The organism is Polaribacter sp. L3A8, assembly GCF_009796785.1.
Classification (GTDB): domain Bacteria; phylum Bacteroidota; class Bacteroidia; order Flavobacteriales; family Flavobacteriaceae; genus Polaribacter.
Genome location: NZ_CP047026.1, coordinates 2,514,236 through 2,536,409, shown reverse-complemented (window position 1 = coordinate 2,536,409; position 22,174 = coordinate 2,514,236). Strand labels below are relative to the sequence as shown.

Here is a 22,174-nt window from a genome sequence, read left to right as displayed (position 1 = left end):
CTTAAATTGATAAAAAATGTACGGTAAAATTAAAGATACTTTAAATAAAGAGCTTCAGGAGTTAAAAGATGCAGGTTTATATAAATCAGAAAGAATTATAACATCTTCACAAGACGCAGTTATCAAAATTTCTACGGGAGAAGAAGTTATCAATTTTTGTGCAAATAATTATTTAGGGTTGTCTAACCACCCGATGGTAATTCAGGCAGCAAAAGACACTATGGATACACATGGTTTTGGTATGTCTTCTGTTCGTTTTATCTGCGGCACACAAGATATTCACAAGCAATTAGAAAAAACAATTGCAGATTTCTATACTACAGAAGATACTATTTTATATGCTGCGGCTTTTGATGCTAACGGAGGTGTTTTTGAACCGCTATTAACAAGTGAAGATGCCATTATATCGGATAGCTTAAACCACGCTTCTATTATAGATGGAGTTCGTTTGTGTAAAGCTGCACGGTATCGTTATAATAATAATGACATGGCTTCTTTAGAGGAGCAGTTAATTGAAGCAAATAAACAGAACCACCGTTTTAAGATTATCGTTACAGATGGTGTGTTTTCTATGGACGGAATTGTAGCAAAGCTCGATGAAATTTGTGATTTAGCAGATAAATATGATGCTTTGGTTATGGTTGATGAATGCCATGCTACAGGTTTTATTGGTAAAACTGGTAGAGGAACTGTAGAATTAAAGGATGTAATGGATAGAGTAGATATTGTTACAGGAACTTTAGGGAAAGCTCTTGGAGGTGCAATGGGAGGTTATACTACAGGTAGAAAAGAAATTATTGAAATTTTACGTCAACGTTCTAGACCTTATTTGTTTTCTAATTCTTTAGCGCCAGCAATTGTAGGTGCATCCTTAAAAGTGTTCGATTTAATCTCTAATGATACTTCATTACGAGATAAATTAGAGTGGAATACTAATTATTTTAGAAAAGGAATGGAAAAAGCTGGTTTTGATTTAGTGGGGGCAGATGCAGCAATTGTTCCGGTGATGTTATATGATGCAAAAATTGCTCAAATAATGGCAAATAAACTACTAGAAAAAGGAATTTATGTTATTGGTTTCTTTTTTCCTGTAGTACCAAAAGAGAAGGCAAGAATTAGAGTGCAATTGTCTGCAGTTCATACTAAAGAGCATCTAAATAAGGCTGTTACAGCTTTTACAGAGGTGGGTAAGGAGTTGAATATTATTTAGAATTGATAAAAGGGATTGTTCTAATAATATTTTGTAGATTTGTCTTTGTAGATACGTTTTAAGGGATTACTTTTGCGTATTATAATAACGAACTTTTAATTTAAAAATTTGATAATGAAACGATTAAAAATAGCTGTGATAGCTTTGTTTACGTTGGTAACAGTTAGTAACGTAAACGCACAAGATGAAAACAATCCATGGGCTGTAGGTTTTGGTGTTAACTCTGTAGACTTTATTCACTCAAAAATTTCTGACAGTGAACATTTTAAAGACCTATTTGGTGATGTTAATGATTGGAATGTTTTACCTTCTATTTCTAGGATTTATGGAGAAAAATATTTAGATAAAGGTTTTTCATTGCAATTAGCAGGTTCTTTAAATAAAATAGAAACATTACTAACAGAAGATGATTCAGATTTACTTTATTGGTCATTAGATGCTGGTGTAAAATATGATTTAAATAATTTAGTTGGACAAACAGGATGGTTTGATCCTTATGTACATTTAGGTGGTTCTTATGTTTCTGTAGATAGTGAAGGTGAAGGGATGTTAACATTTGGAGCAGGTTTTAATACTTGGTTTAATGATAACTTAGGTTTAAATTTTCATTCAGGAGCTAAACACGGTTTTGCTGATAAAGTACAAAAGCACTGGCAACATTCTTTAGGTTTAGTAATTAAATTTGGAGGAAATGATACAGACGGAGACGGAGTATATGATAAAGATGATGCTTGTCCAGAGGTTGCAGGTTTAAAAGAATTTAATGGTTGTCCAGATGCAGATGGAGATGGAGTAAAAGATTCTGATGATGCTTGTCCTAATGTTGCAGGTTTAGCAGCTATGAATGGTTGTCCAGATGCAGACGGAGATGGAGTAGCTGATAAAGATGATATGTGTCCTAATTCTAAAGGAACTAAAGCAAACAAAGGTTGTCCAGATTCTGATGGAGACGGTGTTGTTGATAAAGATGATAAATGTGCTTCTGTTGCAGGACCAGTTGCTAATTCAGGTTGTCCTTGGCCAGATTCTGATGGAGACGGTGTATTAGATAAAGATGATAAATGTCCAACTGTTGCAGGTGTTGCTTCTCAAGGAGGATGTCCAGAACCAGTTATTACTAAAAAAGATATTGAAGTACTTAATTTTACAGCTAAATCTATTTTATTTAACTCAGGAAGATCTACTTTTAAACCAGGAGTTACTACACAATTGGATGCTATTGTTGCAATAATGAATAAAAATAGTAAAGCAACTTTTGCTATTGGAGGTCATACAGATAGTAGTGGTGCAGCTGCTACTAACTTAAGATTATCTGAAAAAAGAGCAATTTCAGTTAGAGATTATTTAGTAAATAACGGAATAGCTACTACAAGATTAGAAGCGAAAGGATTCGGAGAAGGTTTCCCAGTAGATTCTAATACTACAAGAGCAGGTAAAGCTAACAACAGAAGGGTTGAAATTAAAGTAACTAACTAGTTTCTTTCTTAAATAATATTTAAAAAGCCTCATCTAAAATAGATGAGGCTTTTTTTTGTACATCTGTTTTTTGTTTTTAGTTAAAAAAACTTTTTAAATTCAATCTAAAAAATTACCTTTGCATCCTGAAAATGAGAGGTAAGTCTCATAAAACAAATAATAACTTTAATTAGATACATAATGTCTACAATAACAGGTAAAGTTTCACAAATTATTGGGCCAGTAATTGATGTTGAATTCAATACGGATAATGAACTTCCTAAAATTTACGATTCGTTAGAAATCAAAAAAGCTGACGGCTCTATATTAGTCTTAGAAGTACAACAGCATATTGGAGAAGATACAGTTAGAACAATCTCGATGGATGCAACCGACGGATTAAGCAGAGGTACTGAAGTTGTCGCTACAGGTAATCCTATTCAAATGCCTATTGGAAACGATATCTACGGTCGTTTGTTTAATGTAACTGGAGATGCTATTGATGGTTTAGGGAACTTGAAAAAAGAAGGTAAAGATGGTTTACCAATTCACAGATCTGCACCTAAGTTCGAAGACCTATCAGTTTCTACTGAAGTTTTATTTACAGGGATAAAAGTAATCGACTTAATTGAACCTTATGCAAAAGGAGGTAAAATTGGATTATTTGGTGGAGCAGGAGTAGGTAAAACAGTATTAATTCAAGAGTTAATTAACAACATTGCAAAAGGACATGGTGGTTTATCAGTTTTTGCAGGTGTTGGTGAGAGAACTCGTGAAGGAAATGATTTACTTAGAGAGATGTTAGAATCTGGAATTATCAAATATGGTGATGACTTTATGCATTCTATGGAAGCAGGAGGATGGGATTTATCTAAAGTAGATAAGCCAGGAATGAAAGATTCTAAAGCTACTTTTGTATTCGGACAAATGAATGAGCCACCTGGAGCACGTGCACGTGTTGCCTTATCTGGTTTAACAATAGCAGAATATTTTAGAGATGGAGCAGGTGAAGCACAAGGTAAAGATGTACTTTTCTTCGTAGATAATATTTTCCGTTTTACGCAAGCAGGTTCTGAAGTGTCAGCACTTTTAGGACGTATGCCATCTGCAGTAGGTTACCAACCAACATTGGCAACTGAAATGGGAGCAATGCAAGAACGTATTACATCAACTAAAAAAGGTTCTATTACATCTGTACAGGCAGTTTATGTACCTGCGGATGATTTAACAGATCCAGCACCAGCAACAACGTTTGCGCATTTAGATGCAACAACAGTATTGTCTCGTAAGATTGCAGAATTAGGTATTTACCCAGCGGTAGATCCTTTAGATTCTACTTCAAGAATTTTATCTGCAGCAGTTTTAGGTGATGAGCATTATAACACTGCAACTGCTGTAAAAGAAATTTTACAACGTTATAAAGAATTACAAGATATTATCGCAATTTTAGGGATGGAAGAATTATCTGAAGAAGATAAATTGGTAGTTCATAGAGCTAGACGTGTACAACGTTTCTTATCTCAGCCTTTCCATGTAGCTGAACAGTTTACTGGTATACCAGGAGTTTTAGTTGATATTAAAGACACTATTAAAGGTTTTAATATGATTATGGATGGTGAATTAGATAAATATCCAGAAGCAGCGTTTAACTTAAGAGGATCAATTCAAGATGCAATTGATGCCGGAGAAAAAATGTTAGCTGAAGCATAAACATAGTTTAGTTAACGGTTGGTGTTTTTATTAACAACTTTAGCTAAAAACTAAAAACTAAAATATATGTATTTAGAAATTATAACACCAGAGGCTATATTATTTTCATCGGAAATTGATTCTTTATCAGTACCTGGTGTAGATGGTGAGTTTCAAATGTTAAATAATCACGCACCAGTTGTTTCTAATTTAGTAGAAGGAACAATAAAAATTCATGTTCATACTAAAGAACATCAGGAGTTTAATCAATTTAATGGACATTATGAATCTCATATAGATGATGATAATATTCTAATAATTGCTATTAAGTCAGGTACTTTAGAATTAAACGAAAATAAAGTAATTATTTTAGCAGATTAAATTCTTAAAATAAATATAAAATTAAAAGTCTCAAAACAGTTATGTTTTGAGACTTTTTAGTTAAAATACTTTGTATTATGTAAAGTATTTTTGTTTTGCAATTTCCCCCTAAAATTTTCTTTTTTTCATGTTACAAAATTGATAATAATACTAGAATAAAAGAGAAGTGTAAAGCATTAATTTTTTAGGGGAAAAACACCCTTTTTAAGAATGTATTAATAACTAAAATAGTATACAAGTTGTTGGTATATAGTTGTTAAGGTTTTTTTTTTTATTTATCCTTTAAAGATTATAATTTAAATTGTATTTTGATAAAAATTAATCTAACTATATTATTATGAAAACACTTTGCAATTTTTTTTCAGTACTTTTTTTATCACTTTTTATTTTTAGTTGCCAAACCGAAGTAGAGTCTAAAGAACCAAAAGTTGATGATTCTAGACCTTCTAATACAATAACTTATAAAGAAATGGCTAGTATGTTTCATCAATACGATGTTGGTCAAAAACCTGTTTTAGACCAATATAGAAAAGAATTTACAGGTGATGCTAAAGACGCTACAGAAAGTATTTCGCATTTTTATGAGCTTAATCAATTAAAGCAATACATTGCTTATTTAGAAAAATTGTCAAATGAAAAAAATATAAAATTAACGGGTATTCGAATTTTTTCTGCGGCCTATCCTAAAGATCATTCTGATGAACTTTTAAGAGGAAGACAGACTTTAATTTTTATGCCAACTGCAGATACAGATAAAAGTAAAAATGTGGCCTTTGAGCCTTTGTATTCTAAAGAAGGACAAGCAGTGCCGTTTACAGAGTTTTTACATCAATTTAGTAGCGATGAAACTAAAAATGTAGTGAGGGCTTCTTTTTTACCTTTTATGAGTGCTAAGGCAGATTTTAATAGTTCTGGAGCGAATAGGTTGAGTGTAATGCCTCCTTATTAATTGTATTAATGGAATTAACTAATTTCATCCCTTTTATTTATATTTCAACAGTGATTGTTGCAGTTGTGTTGTTTAAAAAATATACGCTATCTTATTTTAAGTATTTTTTTGGTTATATTGTTACAGTTATGTTTTTTGAATTTATAGCCAAAGTTGTTATTTTTTATGGTTATCCAACACTAGGTCTTTTTAATATATATACTTTTTTTGAATATAATTTAGTGGCTTTAATTTATTTTAAGTTAACCAAAGAAACTATATCTCATATTTGCATCAAATATTTGATGCTTTTATTTAATTGTATCTATTTATTAAGTTTTATATTTAGAACAATACAAGATTATACTGTTCTTTTAGGTGCATTAGTAGTTTGTTTCTGCATGTTTTTTTATTTAAAAGAATTACTTAAATCCGATAAAATTATTAATTTTCAGAAAAGTTTACCTTTTTGGATAACCATTGCTTTTTTGTTGTATTACTTAACTACAATACCATTTTACACAGCATTCTATGTTATAGGTATAAAGTCTAGGCAAGATGGTATTAATTTGTTTACAGTTCAGCGAATAATAATAATTTTAACACATGTTTTATTTATTGGTGGTCTAATATGGAGTTCAAAGGAGAAGAATTAATTTTTTTAATTTCTACATTAATTATTGGTTTTATTACAATAGCATTAATTGCACTTTTTGGAGTATTTCAAAAAAAGAAAAAAGCATTATTAATTGATAGAGATGAAACCAAAAAACGTTTTGAGCGAGAAATAGCCGAAACACAAATAGAGATAAGAGAAGAAACACTTAGAAATATTAGTTGGGAGTTGCATGATAATATTGGGCAGTTGTTAACTTTAGCTAAAATTCAATTACAAAATGCTACTCCAGAAAATATTAGTGAAGTGTCAGAAACAATTACAAAAGGATTAACAGAAGTGAGAGCCTTATCTAAATTAATAAATCCAGAGGCTATAAAAAACATAAAGTTAAGAGATGCAATTCAATTAGAAATTGACCGGTTTAATAGATTAAATTTTATCAACTCCAAATTAGTGGTTTCTGGAGAAGAAAAGATAATTAATAAAAAATCTAGCATCATTATTTTTAGAATTCTACAAGAATTTTTTTCGAATACCATCAAACACTCTAAAGCTTCTAATCTAATGGTGCAGCTAAATTTCACTGATACTGAGTTAGAAATTATTGCAGCAGACGATGGGGTTGGTTTTTCATCATTAGAAAATAAAACGAAAGGAATTGGCTTAGAAAATATTAAAAATAGAGCAAAATTAATTGGAGCTTCTGCAGTTTTTACATCCGAAGTAAATAAAGGAACCTCTTTAAAAATAGTATATAAATTATGATGAAATATTCAGTTGTTATTGTAGATGATCATACATTGCTTTCTCAGGCTATAGCAGCCATGGTAAATACTTTTCCTAAATTTAAAGTATTATATACATGTAAAAACGGACAAGAATTAATTGATAAGTTTTCGGCGTCGCCAGAGTTTATACCAGACGTTGTTTTAATGGATATTAACATGCCTATAATGAATGGTATAGAAACTACAGAATGGATTACAAACAACCATGGTAGTGTACACGTAATGGCGCTTTCTGTAGAGGACGAAGATACAACCATTTTAAAAATGCTTAAAGTAGGTGCTATTGGTTACTTGTTAAAAGATACAGAAAAAGTTGTCTTGGAAAAGGCCTTGGTTGAAATAGCTGAAAACGGATTTTATCATACTAAAAATGTAACTAATTTATTAATGAAATCTCTTTCTGGTAATGGAAGTGCAGAAATTCACTTAAAAGAAAGAGAAATAACTTTTATGAAATATGCTTGTTCTGAATTAACTTACAAAGAAATTGCAGATAAAATGTGTTTAAGTCCCAAAACAATAGATGGTTATAGAGATGTTTTATTTACAAAATTGAATGTAAAAAATAGGGTAGGTTTGGTAATGTATGCGATAAAAAATAAAATTTACACTCCATAAAAATTGTGTAAATTTGCAGCATGGAAGAAACGAATAGACAGCGAAAAATTGCAGGAGTATTACAAAAAGATTTGGTAGATGTTTTGCAGAAGGCAGCACAAGATGGTATGAAAGGGATAATAATTTCTGTTTCTAAAGTTCATGTAACTTCAGATTTAGGAGTTGCCAAAGTATATTTAAGTGTTTTTCCTTCAAGTAATAGAGACGAAATTATTAAAGGTGTACAATCTAACACCGTTTTAATTCGTCATGAAATGGCAAAAAGAACTAAACATCAATTGCGTAGAATGCCAGAATTATTGTTTTTTGGTGATGACACTTTAGATTATATAGAAGAAATTGACAAATCTTTAAAAGGAGAAGATGATAACCCTATTAAAGATCCTAGCGTTTTACCAAGACGTAAAAGAAGTTAAAAATTCTTTCATTTGAACTTTCCTTTATACATTGCTAAAAGATATTTGTTTTCTAAAACAAGTAACAATGCCATAAATATTATAACCATTATTGCTTCTTTTGGAGTGATTGTAGGCTCTTTAGCCTTGTTTATAATTCTTTCTGGCTTTTCTGGTTTACGTACTTTTAGCTATAGTTTGTTAGATGTATCAGATCCTGATATTAAAATAACTTCTAACAAAGGAAAAACTTTTTTATATACAGATGATGTTCATCAAACATTATTACAAAATACGGCTATAAAAGCGGCTTCTAAAGTTATTGAAGAACGTGTTTTTTTAGAGTACAATGACAAAAATGAGATTGCTTATATAAAAGGGGTAGAAGAAAACTACACTTCCATTACTCACATAGATTCCGTTGTAACTTTAGGGAATTGGTTAGATAATGATTTTTCGAATACAGCAGTGGTTGGGAATGGAATTTCTAGAAAACTATCTTTAGGTATTTTAAATTTTGGAGCACCTCTATCAATTATGGTTCCTAAACCTGGTGTTGGTTTTATAAACCCCAATAATGCATTTTATAAAAAGGATGTTCAAATTGTTGGTTTGTATTCTGGTACCGAGGAATTTGAAAGTAAATTTGTTTTTGTTTCCATTGATGATGCAAAGAGTTTATTGAGGTTTAAAGGCAATGAAATTACAGGTATTGAAATTAAATTAAAAGACAATTCTACGGCAGATTTATTTTCAGAACAACTACAACAACAACTAGGTAATCAATTTAAAGTACAAACCAAACAGCAATTAAATGAAGTTTTTTATAAGGTAATAAATACAGAGAATTTTGTGTCTTATCTTATTTTTACTTTGATTGTAATTATAGCATTATTTAATGTTATTGGTGCAATTATAATGATGATTATTGATAAAAAATCTAACTTAAAAACACTTTTTAGTTTAGGAGCAACCATTAAAGAAATTAAGAAAGTCTTTGTAATGCAAGGGTTTCTATTAACTGTTTTAGGAATGTTTATTGGTTTAACATTGGGTCTAATTATCGTTTTTATTCAAAAAGAATTTGGTGTATTTATGATCACTCAAAATTTAGCCTATCCAGTTGAGTTTCGACTTTCTAATCTGTTTATTGTAATTGCAACCATTACTATTTTAGGTTTTATAGCCTCTAAAATAGCTAGTAGTAGAATTTCTAAAGAGTTTATAGAGAAGTAATTTTTTTGAAGCTATTTCCTGCTTTTCGTTATATCTTTTTATTGCTGTCATTGCGAAGTTTACTTTTTTGTAAACTGTGGCAAGCTCTAAATCCGAAAGAGATTACTTCGTTCCTCGTAATGAGGCTTATTTAAAAGAGCAATAAAAAGGATGTCACTTCAATCAGGGCTAAGTATTTTTGCTAACGATAGTATTTATCGAATTAACTGAGTTTAAAACTGAGGAATAATTGTATTTCCAAACTTCGCTTCTACTTCATCAAACGTCGCAAAAACATCTTTAGCATCATCTGAAGTTACCATTTTCATTCTGTATTCTTTAAAATGCGGAATTCCTTTAAAGTAATTGGTGTAATGTCTTCTGGTTTCAAAAACACCTAAAACAGGTCCTTTCCAATCAATGGCCATTTGCAAATGTCTTCTCGCCATTTCCACACGTTGGGCAATTGTTGGTTTTGCTAAATGTTCACCAGTATTAAAAAAATGTTTTATTTCGTTAAAAATCCAAGGATATCCAATTGCAGCTCTACCAATCATAGCGCCGTCTAAACCATAAGAATCTCTCATTTCCATCGCTTTTTCTGGCGTTGTAACATCGCCATTACCAAAAACAGGAATGTGCATTCTTTGGTTATTTTTTACATCGGCAATAGGTTTCCAATCAGCCTCTCCTTTATACATTTGAGCACGCGTTCTACCATGTATAGAAATTGCTTTACAACCAACATCTTGTAAGCGTTCTGCAACTTCTACAATTCTAATAGAATCATGGTCCCAACCCAAGCGAGTTTTTACAGTAATTGGTAAATTGGTGTGCTTTACCATAGCTTCTGTAAGAGAAACCATTAAATCGATGTCTTTTAAAATTCCTGCTCCGGCTCCTTTAGAAACCACTTTTTTTACAGGACAACCAAAGTTGATATCAATAATATCTGGATTCGATTTTTCTACAATTTCTACCGTTTTTAACATCGATTCTAAATTGGCTCCAAAAATCTGAATTCCTACCGGACGTTCTTTCTCGTAGATATCTAATTTCATGATGCTTTTTGCTGCATCACGAATTAAGCCTTCAGAAGAAATGAACTCTGTATATACCACATCTGCTCCTTGTTCTTTACACAAGGCTCTAAATGGTGGGTCAGAAACATCTTCCATTGGTGCTAATAAAAGCGGAAAGTCTGGTAATTCTATGTTGCCAATTTTAATCAAAACGATTTAATTTTTTGCAAATTTAGTGTTTTTTCATCCTTTAAGTATAAAAATATTTTCTTGTATCTTTAAAGTGAAGAGCTATTTATATTTAATTTGGTTATTACAGAGTAATCAAAACAAAAAAAATCCCATTTTTTTAGTCATCTTTGTTTGTTAAAAGAAGGTTTAAAAGATTGAGTTTTTTGTATTACATTTCAACTTTATTTAGTATCTTAAAATTGTATTTAAACAAACATTAAAAATGGGAGCAAAAGAACAAATATTAGAAAAAATACACGGTTTAATAAGCGATAAATTTCAAACACCTACAGAAGCTTTTCAGTTTTACGATAAGGATAAAGATGGAAGTTTAAACAAAGGTGAGCTTAAAGAATTATTAAAAAATGCAGATATCAGCAGTTTTTTAAGAGGAATTGTAGCCAATGAATTAATTAAGGGATATGATAAATCTGGTGATGAAGCTATTAATTTAGAAGAGTTTAAAGTAGCAATAGCAGAATTAGAGAGAGATTTATAATTGAATATTTTTTTATTTGACAAGGTCTGTAAATAACATATCTTTGTAAGTTGAACGCAGTTAGAAAACGAAGTATGAAGAACATTAGAAACTTTTGCATTATCGCACACATTGATCATGGTAAAAGTACGTTGGCAGATAGATTATTAGAATATACAGGCTCTGTAACAGATCGAGAAAAGAAAGATCAGTTATTAGATAATATGGATTTAGAACGCGAACGCGGAATTACCATAAAATCGCATGCCATTCAAATGGATTATACCCATAATGGAGAACAATTTATTTTAAATTTAATTGATACTCCAGGTCACGTAGATTTTTCTTACGAAGTTTCTCGTTCTATTGCTGCTTGTGAGGGCGCTTTGCTAATTGTAGATGCAGCACAAAGTATACAAGCACAAACAATTTCTAACTTATACCTAGCTTTAGAGAATGATTTAGAAATTATTCCGGTTTTAAATAAAGTAGATTTACCTTCTGCAAACCCAGAAGAAGTAACAGACGATATTGTAGATTTATTAGGTTGCGAGCCAGAAGACATTATACATGCTAGTGGAAAAACAGGTTTTGGTGTAGACAATATTTTAGCTGCAATTATAGCTAGAATCCCGGCCCCAAAAGGAGATCCAGAAGCACCATTACAAGCCTTAATTTTCGATTCTGTTTACAACTCTTATAGAGGTATAGAAACTTATTTTAGAGTTTTAAACGGAGAAATTAAAAAAGGGCAACGTATTAAATTCATGGCAACAAATAATGAATATTTTGCAGATGAAGTTGGTACATTAAAATTAACTCAAGTTGTAAAACAATCTGTAAAAACAGGTGATGTTGGTTATTTAATTACAGGAATTAAAACAGCAAAAGAAGTAAAAGTAGGAGATACTATTACAGATGCCGCAAACCCAACTACAGAAATTATAGATGGTTTCGAAGATGTAAAACCAATGGTTTTTGCAGGAATTTATCCTGTAGACACAGAAGATTATGAAGAGTTGCGTTATTCTATGGAAAAACTGCAATTAAATGATGCTTCTTTGGTTTTTGTACCAGAAAGTTCTGCCGCTTTAGGCTTTGGTTTCCGTTGTGGATTCTTAGGAATGTTACACATGGAAATTATTCAAGAACGTTTAGAGCGTGAGTTTAATATGACAGTTATTACAACGGTTCCCAACGTTTCTTATCATGCTTATACAAAGAAAAATCCAAACGAAATATTACTTTTAAATAACCCAACAGATTTACCAGATCCATCTAGATTAGATAGAGTAGAAGAGCCTTTTATTAAAGCTTCTATTATTACAAAATCAGATTTTGTGGGTCAAGTAATGAGTTTGTGTATCGAAAAACGTGGAGAAATTACCAATCAAACATACTTAACAACAGAAAGAGTTGAGTTAACGTTTGATATGCCTTTGGCAGAAATTGTTTTCGATTTTTACGATCGATTAAAAACAGTTTCTAAAGGATATGCTTCTTTCGATTATTCTCCGATAGGAATGAGAGAATCTAAATTAGTACGTGTAGATATTTTATTAAATGCACAACCAGTAGATGCCCTTTCTGCGCTTTTACATGCAGATAACGCCTATACAATTGGTAAGAAAATTGTAGAGAAATTAAAAGAATTAATACCAAGACAACAGTTTGATATTCCTATTCAGGCAGCAATCGGTGCAAAAATTATTGCGCGTGAAACTACCAAAGCATTGCGTAAAGATGTTACTGCAAAATGTTACGGTGGAGATATTTCTAGAAAACGTAAGTTACTAGAAAAGCAGAAAAAAGGAAAGAAAAGAATGCGTCAGGTTGGTAATGTAGAAATTCCGCAAGAAGCATTTATGGCAGTTTTAAAATTGAATGACTAAGATCTAGTCTTTTAGAATCAAAAATTATCACAGTTATCATTCCTGCGAAGGCAGAAATCTATATAAGTTTATAAAACAGAAAACCTTTTTGAGAAATCAAGAAGGTTTTTTTATTTGAAGCTATTTCCAGCTTTCACTACTCGCTTTTTTTATCCTAAAAAAGGAATAAAAAAGAGCTCAAACATGCCGTTCAATCTGGGCTAAACTATTTGTTAGCTCACTTTTTATCCTGCGAAATCAGTACTAATAAATCTGCTTTTATAAGTTTAAGTAGCAGTTAAATCAAAAAAAACACTTCAGAAATGAATCAAAAGTGTTTTGTAGTATTTGTATCAGATAAAGGTAAAAAGTATCTGCGATACTTAATCTCTTCCTCCTAAAATTTGCATTCCCCAATATAATAATGTAGCTAAAGAACCTAAAGCAGCAACTAAATAAGTTCTTGCAGCCCATTTTAAGGCATCGGTTGCGCCAGCTAATTCCTCTTGTGAAACCATGTTTTTATTTTGTAACCATGCTAAAGCTCTATTACTAGCATCGTATTCTACGGGTAAGGTAATAAAACTAAAAAGTGTAGCAAACCCCATAAAAACCAAACCAGTTATAGCAATATAAAAACCAATTCCATTAGCACCAGTAGCATCTGAAGTAACACCTAAAATTAATCCACCAAAGACCAACCATTGAGAAAACTTAGAAGTAACACCTACAATTGGCACTAATTGAGATCGCATTGTTAAATAACTATATGCTTGTGCGTGTTGTACTGCGTGTCCGCATTCATGTGCAGCAACAGCAGCAGCAGCAGCATTTGTTTGGTTGTAAACAGATTCACTTAAATTTACCGTTTTATCTGCAGGGTTGTAGTGGTCTGTTAATCTCCCAGGAGTAGAAATAACTTTTACATCAAAAATACCGTTATCAGCAAGCATTTTTTGTGCAATTTCTGCACCGCTCATGCCGTTTCTAAGCTGAATTTTAGAGTATTTCTTAAATTTATTTTTTAAAGTATTACTAACTAGCCAACTCACTAAAGCAATTGCACCAATTAAAATATAAAATCCGATCATAATTTATATTGTTTAAAAATTGTAATTCATTTTTGTTTGATAAATTTACAACATAAAGTATTCCAATTTATTATTTGGAGAATAAAAATGACAAAATGACAACAAAACCTAACATATTACTTATTTATACTGGTGGAACTATTGGTATGGTTAAAGATTATAAAACGAATGCTTTAAAAGCATTCGACTTTAGTCAGATTGTAGATAAAATTCCAGAATTGCAACAGTTAAACTGTAATATAACCAGTATTTCTTTTGATGAACCTATAGATTCATCAAACATGAATATTGAATATTATAAAGAAATTGTAGAAATTATTGAAGCTAATTATAATAAATATGAAGGTTTTGTGGTGTTAACAGGTTCTGATACAATGTCATATACGTCATCTGCAATTAGTTTTATGCTAGAAAACCTGCAAAAACCAATTATTTTCACAGGTTCTCAACTGCCAATTGGCGATTTAAGAACAGATGCAAAAGAGAATTTAATTACTTCTATAGAAGTAGCATGTGCAAATAAAAATGGAGCACCTGTTATTTCTGAAGTTTGTTTGTATTTCGAATACAAATTATACAGAGCCAATAGAACAACCAAAATAAGTTCAGAACAGTTTGAAGCGTTTACTTCTTTAAATTTTCCTCCGTTGGCAGAAAGTGGAGTGCATCTTAAATTTAATGAACACTTAATTTATCAATCTAAAAATAAAGAGCAACCTTTAATTGTTAGAAAAGAATTAGTAGAAGAAGTTGTTATTTTAAAACTATTTCCAGGGATTTCTAAGTTAGTCATAGAAAGTATTTTAAATACACCTAATTTAAAAGGAATAGTATTGGAAACGTATGGTTCTGGAAACGCTCCAAATTCTAACTATTTTATTACTTTATTAAAAGAAGCCATAAATAAAGGAATTAAAATAGTAAATGTTACTCAGTGTAAAAGTGGTAGCGTAATGATGGGGCATTATGATACTAGTTTATTACTAAAAGAAATAGGCGTTATAAATGGAAAAGATATTACAACAGAGTCTGCAATAGCCAAATTAATGTATCTTTTAAATAAAAACTTATCAATTAAAGATTTTAAAAATCACTTTGAATCGTCTTTAAGGGGTGAATTAACTGATAATTATCATTTTTAAATAACTTATTCTGTTAAATCAACTTTCAAGAGCTAAATAGATTGAATTTTTTTTTTAATGCTCAATATTTTTTTGTTACTTGGCACTCTCAAAAGTATTGTAGAGAGAAATGCTTTCTAATTTATTTAGTTAAATTGTCTTTCATATTGTTTTTTTGAGAGGAAAATTAATATCTTTAACCCGTTAACTATTAAAAATAATTATAACAAAGATGAAAAAAGTAGTAAATGTCCTATCCGTAACAGGATTTATGTTTTTTGGAGCTATTCAATCAACTTTCGCACAAGAAGCAGCTGAAGAGTCAAAAACTTTCCACCAGGAATTAAAACAACGTTTTATTGAGGGTGGCCCAGAATTTATGGGAATTGTATTAGTAGCCTTAATTTTAGGTTTGGCAATTGCAATTGAAAGAATTATTTATTTAAACATGGCAACAACTAATACTAAGAAATTAGTAGCTAGTGTAGATGATGCTCTAAGTTCTGGTGGTATAGAAGCTGCTAAAGAAGTTTGTAGAAATTCTAAAGGACCAGTTGCATCTATCTTTTACCAAGGTTTAGACAGAGTAGATGAAGGAGTAGAGGCTGCAGAAAAAGCTGTAGTTTCTTATGGAGGTGTTCAAATGGGGCTTTTAGAGAAAAATATTTCTTGGTTATCTTTATTTATCGCTTTAGCACCGATGCTTGGGTTTATGGGTACGGTAATTGGTATGATCCAGGCCTTTGATATGATTGCAGTAGCAAACGATATCTCTCCAGGAGTTGTAGCAGTTGGTATTAAAGTAGCATTATTAACAACTGTATTTGGTTTAGTTGTGGCTATTATTCTTCAAATTTTTTATAATTATATCGTTTCTAAAATCGATAGTATTGTAAATAACATGGAAGATGCATCTATTCAATTAATAGATTTATTAGTGAAATATAAAAAATAAGATATATTATGAAAAATAATTTATCAAAAATTTTAAACATATTTATAGCTCTTATAGCTGTAGTTGGAGCTTTTCTCTTTATCAGAATTTTTATGACTGATGAAGGTGATACAGAAGCCTTAAGTGGTTCTGTGGGTAGTATAGTTACTTTTTCTACTATATTACTGTACTTTGCAATTGGTGCAACTTTAATTCTTTCTTTAATCAGTCTTTTTACAAATCCTGATAATTTAAAGAAAACTTTATTAGGTGTTGCGGTATTAGGTGTTGTATTAGTTTTTGCTTACTTTTTAGCAGATAGTAATGCAGTGTTAGATACACAAGGTAAAGTACTTAAAGGAGGTGATGCAGGAACATCAATTAATCAATGGGTTGGAACAGGTATCTGGTACAGCGTTTGTTTAGGTCTTGTTGCTAGTTTCTTCTTTGTATACGATTTAGTAAAAGGATTAATAAAATCATAATAATATGGCAAGAAGAGAGAATCCAGAAATTAATGCAGGTTCTATGGCAGATATTGCCTTCTTGCTGTTAATCTTTTTCTTAGTAACAACAACGATGAATGTTGATTCGGGAGTTTCTAAAAAACTATCTGAAAAACCACCAGCGGATTATGTGCCACCTGTTATTAAAGAAAAAAACATTTTTGAGGTAAACATTAATAGAAATAATGAGCTTTTAGTTGAAGGCGAAAGAATGGATATTAAAGACCTAAAAGAAGCTGCTATCGCTTTTATCGATAACGGTGGAGGTGAAGGTAAAGTTGAGAATGGTATTGTTAGTGGGCCTTGTAGCTATTGTAAAGGTGAAAGAAGTGATTCTTCTTCAGATCACCCAAATAAAGCAATTATTTCGGTTCAAAGTGATAGATTAACAGAGTATGGAATGTATTTAACTGTTCAAGATCAATTGTTGAAGGCTTATAGTTTTTTAAGAAATAGGTTAAGTGTTGAAAAATACGCTACTCCTTTTGAAGAACTAGAAGAAGCTTATAAGGATGATAAGAATAATGAGAATTTGAAAAAGAAAGTTGAATTTATAAAAACAGCTTATCCTCAAATTATTTCCGATCAAGAACCTACAAAATAATCTTTAAAATTTAACAGTATGTCTAAATTTAGAAAAAAGAAAAAAGGAATGCCAGCAGTGAATACTGCAGCTTTACCAGATATTGTATTTATGTTGTTATTCTTCTTCATGGTAACTACTACTATGAGAGAAACTTCTTTACAAATTGATGCTCCAAGATTACCGTCGGCAACTGAAGTTAAAAAACTAGAACACAAAAGTTTAGTAACTACTATTTACGTTGGTAAAGCAAAAGATGCTAAATATGGAACTAGTTTTAATAGAATTCAATTGAATGATAAAATCGGTTCTGCGGATGACGTTCCTGCTTTTATTATAAATGCAAGATCTAAGGTTTCTGAAGCTGAAGTTCCGTTTATGACAACTTCTATTAAAGCAGATAAAGAATCTAGTGTAGGTACAATTACTGATATTAGATTAAAATTAAGAGATGTAAATGCTCTTAAAATTAGTTATTCTGCTTCTAAAAAAACAGAGTAATCTTTATAATATAATTTTATTAAAAAAAGGATAATTCATTTGAATTATCCTTTTTTTATGTTTTTTTTTGAGAAATCATTACTCGTGATGAAATATTGTATCTTTATGCTACGTTAATTTTGTATATGAAAACAGCGATTACCTTCCTTTTATTATTGATGAATATTATGGTTTCTTTTGCTCAGAAAGACTCCTTAGAACTTGGTAATAGATATGCAGACGATCAAATTTATGTTACGGTTTCTTATGCTCAGTTTTATGATCAACCAACAGTAATTTCTAAAAGTAATTTTTCTTATGGACTCTCTTTAGGGTTTATTAAGGATTTGATCTTAAATAAGCAAGGAAATATATCGGTTGCCGCTGGAGTTGGCTATGGATTTTATTTTTTTAATCATGAATTAAAGGTAGAAGATCTTAATAATGAAATTGCTTTTAGTCAAGATGATGATATTAGTTCTAATTTATTAAAATCTCATAACCTAGAGTTTCCTTTTGAGTTAAGATGGAGAACATCAACCGCTAATAAATATAGTTTTTGGAGAATATATGGTGGAATTAAATTCACTTATAATCTATCAAATAAGTTTCAGTTTGAAGATGCTGATGAAACTACTTTTAAGTATTCAAACATTTCTAATTATAATAAACTGCAGTACGGTTTAACCCTTTCTGCCGGTTATGACGAGTTTAATATTAATATCTATTATGGTTTAACACCTGTTTTTAACAATAGTACTATAAATGGAGAGGTGATAAATACTAAAATTTTAAAATTTGGACTGATTTTCTATATCTTATAAAAAATAGAAAATGATTATTGGAGATAGAAAACCCAATATAAAACCTAAATAAACTTCTTTTTGTGTATGTGCTTTTAAGTGCAATCGAGCACTAGCAAGAATACCAGAAAGTATAATTGCACAAACAATAACTATTATTAAGTTTTGCTGGTAGATAAGGTTTAATATAAAAAAGAACCCTGTTGTGATTCCTAATGAAGTTAAATGAATACTTGTTTTTATCTTAAAAGCGAATAATATATAGATAAATAGAAATCCTAAGGTAGTCGAATAAAAAAGGATTCCTAAATCAGTTAAATGATTGATTCTGTAAAGTGTATTACCTAGTAAATAGAAGAGTAAAATCATCATAGCGACAGGAACTTTCCTTTCCTTAATACTTTCTGCATTAAACGATTTAATTAGTTTAAACCTCTTAAAAAGTATTAGAACAAGTAAAGGTATTATGTATGTTGTAAGAAATATTAAACCTAATACCGTGAATTTTTGCGAACTATCAAAATTATTTTGAATTAAAATAAAATATAAGAAGATTCCAATTGTAGGTATTACAATTGGGTGCAACATTACCGATATAAATTTATAAAACTTCACTAAATTTCTTTTCTTAAACGTGCTACAGGTAAATCTAATTGTTCTCTATATTTAGCAACAGTCCTTCTTGCTATTGGGTATCCCTTTTCTTTTAAAATTGCTGCCAATTTTTCATCAGTTAACGGTTTTTTCTTATTTTCCTCTAGAATTACAGTTTCTAAAATTTTCTTTATTTCTTTGGTTGATACATCTTCTCCTTGATCATTCTTCATAGATTCAGAAAAGAATTCTTTAATTAATTTTGTGCCATAAGGTGTAGAAACATATTTGCTATTTGCAACTCTAGAAACCGTAGAAACATCCATGTTAATTTTATCTGCAATATCTTTTAAAATCATTGGTTTTAACTTGCGCTCATCACCCGTTAAGAAATATTCATATTGATAATGCATAATAGTATTCATAGTAACCAAAAGTGTTTGTTGACGTTGTTTTATGGCATCAATAAACCACTTAGCAGAATCTAATTTTTGTTTGATAAAGAAAACAGCATCTTTTTGAGATTTACTTTTTACACTTGCTTCTTGATATCCTTTTAGCATATTGTTATATTCTCTAGAAATATGCAATTCTGGTGCGTTTCTAGAGTTTAAAACCAAATCTAATTCTCCATCAATAAGTTTAATAGAAAAATCTGGAACAATTTGTTCTGCAATTTTATTATTACCAGCGTAAGAACTACCTGGTTTAGGGTTTAGTTTAGAAATTTCTTTGTTTACTTCTTTTAATTCGTCTTCAGAAATATTAAACTTTTCCTGTAGTTTCTTATAATGTTTTTTTACAAAATGATCAAAAGCAGATTCTAAAATATCAATAGCTAAACTCCTTATTTTATTTTTTTCTTTCCTTTTAAGTTGAATGATTAAACATTCTTTTAAATCTCTTGCACCAACACCAATAGGATCTAATGTATGTACTACTTTTTTTAGAATAGAAATTACTTTTTCTTCTGTTGTAAAAACATTTTCAGTAAAAGCTAAATCATCTACTAAATCTAGAATATCTCTTCTTATGTAGCCACTATCATCAATACTACCTACTAAAAATTCTGCAATAGCAAATTCTTCATCATTAAAACTATAAGTACTTAATTGATTTTTTAAGGATTGGTGGAAACTTGTTCCGGATGCATAAGGAACGTTTTTTTCTTCGTCATCAGCAGAATAATTGTTTGCTTGAGTTTTGTAATTAGGTATTTCATCATCACTTAAATACTCATCAATATTGATGTCTTCTGCTTCAATTTTTTCATTGCCAGTATCATCAAACTCATTAGATAGATCATCGTCTATTGCGTCAGCATCATCTTTACCTGTGTCTAATGCAGGGTTTTCTTCAATTTCTTGCTTTAAGCGTTCTTCAAAAGCTTGCGTAGGCAATTGAATTAACTTCATCAACTGTATTTGTTGAGGAGATAATTTCTGTAAGAGTTTGTATTGTAAACTTTGTTTTAGCATATAGACAAATATATGAAATAGGTTAAAATAAAAAACGTCATTCTGTTAGGAATGACGTTTCATATTATAAAATTTTAGTATTTCTTTTAAAACTCTGCGTTTTGTGGAGTTCTTGGAAAAGGAATTACGTCTCTAATATTATTCATTCCTGTTGTAAATTGTACTAATCTTTCAAAACCTAAACCAAATCCAGAATGCACTGCTGTTCCAAATTTTCTTAAATCTAAATACCACCACAATTCTTTTTCTTCGATACCTAATGCTTTCATTTTATCAACTAAAACATCATAACGTTCTTCTCTTTGAGAACCTCCTACGATTTCTCCAATACCAGGAAACAATACATCCATGGCTCTTACTGTTTTACCATCATCATTTAAACGCATGTAAAATGCTTTGATGTTTGCTGGGTAATCAAATAAAATTACAGGACATTTAAAGTGTTTTTCAACTAAAAAACGTTCGTGTTCAGATTGTAAATCCGCTCCCCATTCATTGATAGGAAATTGAAATTTCTTCTTCTTATTTGGTTTCGAATTTCTAAGAATATCGATAGCTTCTGTGTATGAAACTCTTTTGAAGTTGTTCTCAACAACAAATTTTAATTTATCTAACAAACTCATTTCACTTCTTTCAGCTTGTGGTTTGCTTTTTTCCTCTTGAGTTAAACGTTGGTCTAGAAAACCCAAATCATCTTCACATTTTTCTAAAACATAGTTTATTACATATTTTATAAAGTCTTCTGCTAAATCCATGTTACCATCTAAATCCATAAAGGCAACTTCTGGTTCTATCATCCAAAATTCTGCTAAATGTCGAGTGGTATTAGAGTTTTCTGCTCTAAAAGTTGGACCAAAAGTATATGCTTTACCCAATGCCATTGCAAAAGTTTCTGCCTCTAATTGTCCGGAAACGGTTAAGTTGGTTTCTTTACCAAAAAAATCTTTAGAATAATCTACTTTTCCGTCTTCTGTAACTGGGGCTTCATTGTCTTTAAAGGTTGTTACTCTAAACATTTCTCCTGCACCTTCTGCATCAGAACCTGTAACAATTGGAGTGTGCACATAGTTAAAATCTCTTTCTTGAAAATACTGATGTACGGCAAATGATAATTTAGAACGTACACGCATTACAGCGCTAAAAGTATTAGTTCTAACACGTAAATGTGCATTTTCTCTTAAGAATTCGAAACTGTGTTTTTTAGGTTGAATAGGGTATTCATCTGGATTAGAATCTCCTAATATTTCTATTTCGGTAACCTGAATTTCTACAGACTGTCCTTTTCCTTGACTTGCTGCTAAAGTTCCTTTTATAGCAATTGCGGCACCTGTTGTAATTCTTTTTAATGTATTTTCATCTGTGTTTTCAAAATCGATTACACATTGAATATTATTAATAGTAGAACCATCATTTAAAGCAATAAAACGATTGCTTCTAAAAGTTCTAACCCATCCTTTTAATTGTACTTCCTGTAATAATAATCCTTCCGACTTTAAAAGTTCGGCAACGTTGCTGTTTATCATATTCTTATAATATTGATATAAATATATGTTATAATTAAAAAGTAAAGATACTTTTTTGATATAAGATAACCAATGATATTTTTAAGTTGTTTGTGTTAGAATTTAGGGTAAAAACCCCTATAAAAAATACTGTTTTTTTATATACCTTTAAACTGTTAGAA

General features: G+C 30.5%; 21 protein-coding genes. 17 read left to right on the top strand and 4 right to left on the bottom strand.

What is annotated here, in order from left to right; all coding sequences use genetic code 11:
* Positions 1-16 precede the first annotated feature (16 nt).
* The 9 genes from kbl to GQR92_RS10300 all read left to right on the top strand — a co-directional run bounded on the left by kbl (position 17) and on the right by GQR92_RS10300 (position 9,319).
* On the top strand, positions 17-1,210 hold the full coding sequence (gene kbl, locus GQR92_RS10340; protein WP_158839265.1) for a glycine C-acetyltransferase: 1,194 nt from the start codon (positions 17-19) through the stop codon (positions 1,208-1,210).
* Positions 1,211-1,324: 114 nt separating this feature from the next.
* Positions 1,325-2,686 (top strand): OmpA family protein, encoded by a 1,362-nt coding sequence (locus GQR92_RS10335; RefSeq protein WP_158839264.1) that lies wholly within the window; start codon positions 1,325-1,327, stop codon positions 2,684-2,686.
* Between the two features lie 180 nt (positions 2,687-2,866).
* Positions 2,867-4,375: a F0F1 ATP synthase subunit beta gene (gene atpD, locus GQR92_RS10330; RefSeq protein ID WP_158839263.1), complete on the top strand. Its 1,509-nt coding sequence runs from the start codon at positions 2,867-2,869 to the stop codon at positions 4,373-4,375.
* A gap of 66 nt (positions 4,376-4,441) precedes the next feature.
* Entirely contained in the window at positions 4,442-4,735 is a 294-nt protein-coding gene (locus GQR92_RS10325; protein ID WP_158839262.1) for a FoF1 ATP synthase subunit delta/epsilon, read from the top strand.
* Between the two features lie 337 nt (positions 4,736-5,072).
* Positions 5,073-5,684 carry a hypothetical protein gene (locus GQR92_RS10320; RefSeq protein WP_158839261.1) on the top strand — a complete coding sequence of 204 codons (612 nt, stop codon included), beginning with the start codon at positions 5,073-5,075 and terminating at the stop codon, positions 5,682-5,684.
* A 610-nt stretch (positions 5,685-6,294) separates the two neighbouring features.
* Positions 6,295-7,047, top strand: a complete 753-nt coding sequence (locus GQR92_RS10315; RefSeq protein ID WP_158839260.1) for a sensor histidine kinase — start codon at positions 6,295-6,297, stop codon at positions 7,045-7,047.
* Positions 7,044-7,688, top strand: a complete 645-nt coding sequence (locus tag GQR92_RS10310) for a response regulator transcription factor (protein WP_158839259.1) — start codon at positions 7,044-7,046, stop codon at positions 7,686-7,688. The genes GQR92_RS10315 and GQR92_RS10310 overlap by 4 nt, the downstream gene beginning before the upstream one ends.
* 20 nt (positions 7,689-7,708) lie before the next feature.
* The gene (gene rbfA, locus GQR92_RS10305; RefSeq protein WP_105049445.1) at positions 7,709-8,104 is read left to right on the top strand and encodes a 30S ribosome-binding factor RbfA; all 396 of its coding nucleotides are present in this window, start codon (positions 7,709-7,711) and stop codon (positions 8,102-8,104) included.
* Between the two features lie 12 nt (positions 8,105-8,116).
* On the top strand, positions 8,117-9,319 hold the full coding sequence (locus GQR92_RS10300) for an ABC transporter permease (RefSeq protein ID WP_158839258.1): 1,203 nt from the start codon (positions 8,117-8,119) through the stop codon (positions 9,317-9,319).
* Between the two features lie 212 nt (positions 9,320-9,531).
* Here the strand turns inward: GQR92_RS10300 and dusB are convergent, their stop codons facing one another.
* On the bottom strand, positions 9,532-10,530 hold the full coding sequence (dusB, locus tag GQR92_RS10295; protein WP_105049443.1) for a tRNA dihydrouridine synthase DusB: 999 nt from the start codon (positions 10,528-10,530) through the stop codon (positions 9,532-9,534).
* 244 nt (positions 10,531-10,774) lie between these two features.
* On the opposite strand from dusB, the gene GQR92_RS10290 reads away from it, so the two are divergent.
* Positions 10,775-11,050: an EF-hand domain-containing protein gene (locus tag GQR92_RS10290; RefSeq protein ID WP_158839257.1), complete on the top strand. Its 276-nt coding sequence runs from the start codon at positions 10,775-10,777 to the stop codon at positions 11,048-11,050.
* Positions 11,051-11,124: 74 nt separating this feature from the next.
* Entirely contained in the window at positions 11,125-12,921 is a 1,797-nt protein-coding gene (gene lepA / locus GQR92_RS10285) for a translation elongation factor 4 (protein ID WP_158839256.1), read from the top strand.
* A 362-nt stretch (positions 12,922-13,283) separates the two neighbouring features.
* Here the strand turns inward: lepA and GQR92_RS10280 are convergent, their stop codons facing one another.
* The gene (locus GQR92_RS10280; RefSeq protein ID WP_158839255.1) at positions 13,284-13,991 is read right to left on the bottom strand and encodes a zinc metallopeptidase; all 708 of its coding nucleotides are present in this window, start codon (positions 13,989-13,991) and stop codon (positions 13,284-13,286) included.
* A gap of 95 nt (positions 13,992-14,086) precedes the next feature.
* On the opposite strand from GQR92_RS10280, the gene GQR92_RS10275 reads away from it, so the two are divergent.
* The 6 genes from GQR92_RS10275 to GQR92_RS10250 all read left to right on the top strand — a co-directional run bounded on the left by GQR92_RS10275 (position 14,087) and on the right by GQR92_RS10250 (position 18,439).
* Entirely contained in the window at positions 14,087-15,133 is a 1,047-nt protein-coding gene (locus GQR92_RS10275; protein ID WP_158839254.1) for an asparaginase, read from the top strand.
* Between the two features lie 211 nt (positions 15,134-15,344).
* The gene (locus GQR92_RS10270; protein ID WP_158839253.1) at positions 15,345-16,067 is read left to right on the top strand and encodes a MotA/TolQ/ExbB proton channel family protein; all 723 of its coding nucleotides are present in this window, start codon (positions 15,345-15,347) and stop codon (positions 16,065-16,067) included.
* 8 nt (positions 16,068-16,075) lie between these two features.
* Positions 16,076-16,531: a hypothetical protein gene (locus tag GQR92_RS10265; protein WP_158839252.1), complete on the top strand. Its 456-nt coding sequence runs from the start codon at positions 16,076-16,078 to the stop codon at positions 16,529-16,531.
* A 4-nt stretch (positions 16,532-16,535) separates the two neighbouring features.
* On the top strand, positions 16,536-17,156 hold the full coding sequence (locus GQR92_RS10260; protein WP_158839251.1) for an ExbD/TolR family protein: 621 nt from the start codon (positions 16,536-16,538) through the stop codon (positions 17,154-17,156).
* An 18-nt stretch (positions 17,157-17,174) separates the two neighbouring features.
* A complete protein-coding gene (locus tag GQR92_RS10255) occupies positions 17,175-17,636 on the top strand; it encodes an ExbD/TolR family protein (RefSeq protein WP_158839250.1) in 462 nt (153 codons plus the stop codon).
* 125 nt (positions 17,637-17,761) lie between these two features.
* Entirely contained in the window at positions 17,762-18,439 is a 678-nt protein-coding gene (locus GQR92_RS10250) for a porin family protein (protein ID WP_158839249.1), read from the top strand.
* Positions 18,440-19,032: 593 nt separating this feature from the next.
* On the opposite strand, the gene rpoN is transcribed toward GQR92_RS10250, so the two are convergent.
* Both rpoN and asnS read right to left on the bottom strand, forming a co-directional pair.
* Positions 19,033-20,490, bottom strand: coding sequence for an RNA polymerase factor sigma-54 (rpoN, locus tag GQR92_RS10245; RefSeq protein WP_158839248.1), 1,458 nt, complete (start codon positions 20,488-20,490; stop codon positions 19,033-19,035).
* 86 nt (positions 20,491-20,576) lie between these two features.
* Positions 20,577-22,013, bottom strand: a complete 1,437-nt coding sequence (gene asnS / locus GQR92_RS10240; protein WP_158839247.1) for an asparagine--tRNA ligase — start codon at positions 22,011-22,013, stop codon at positions 20,577-20,579.
* Between the last annotated feature and the right edge of the window lie 161 nt (positions 22,014-22,174).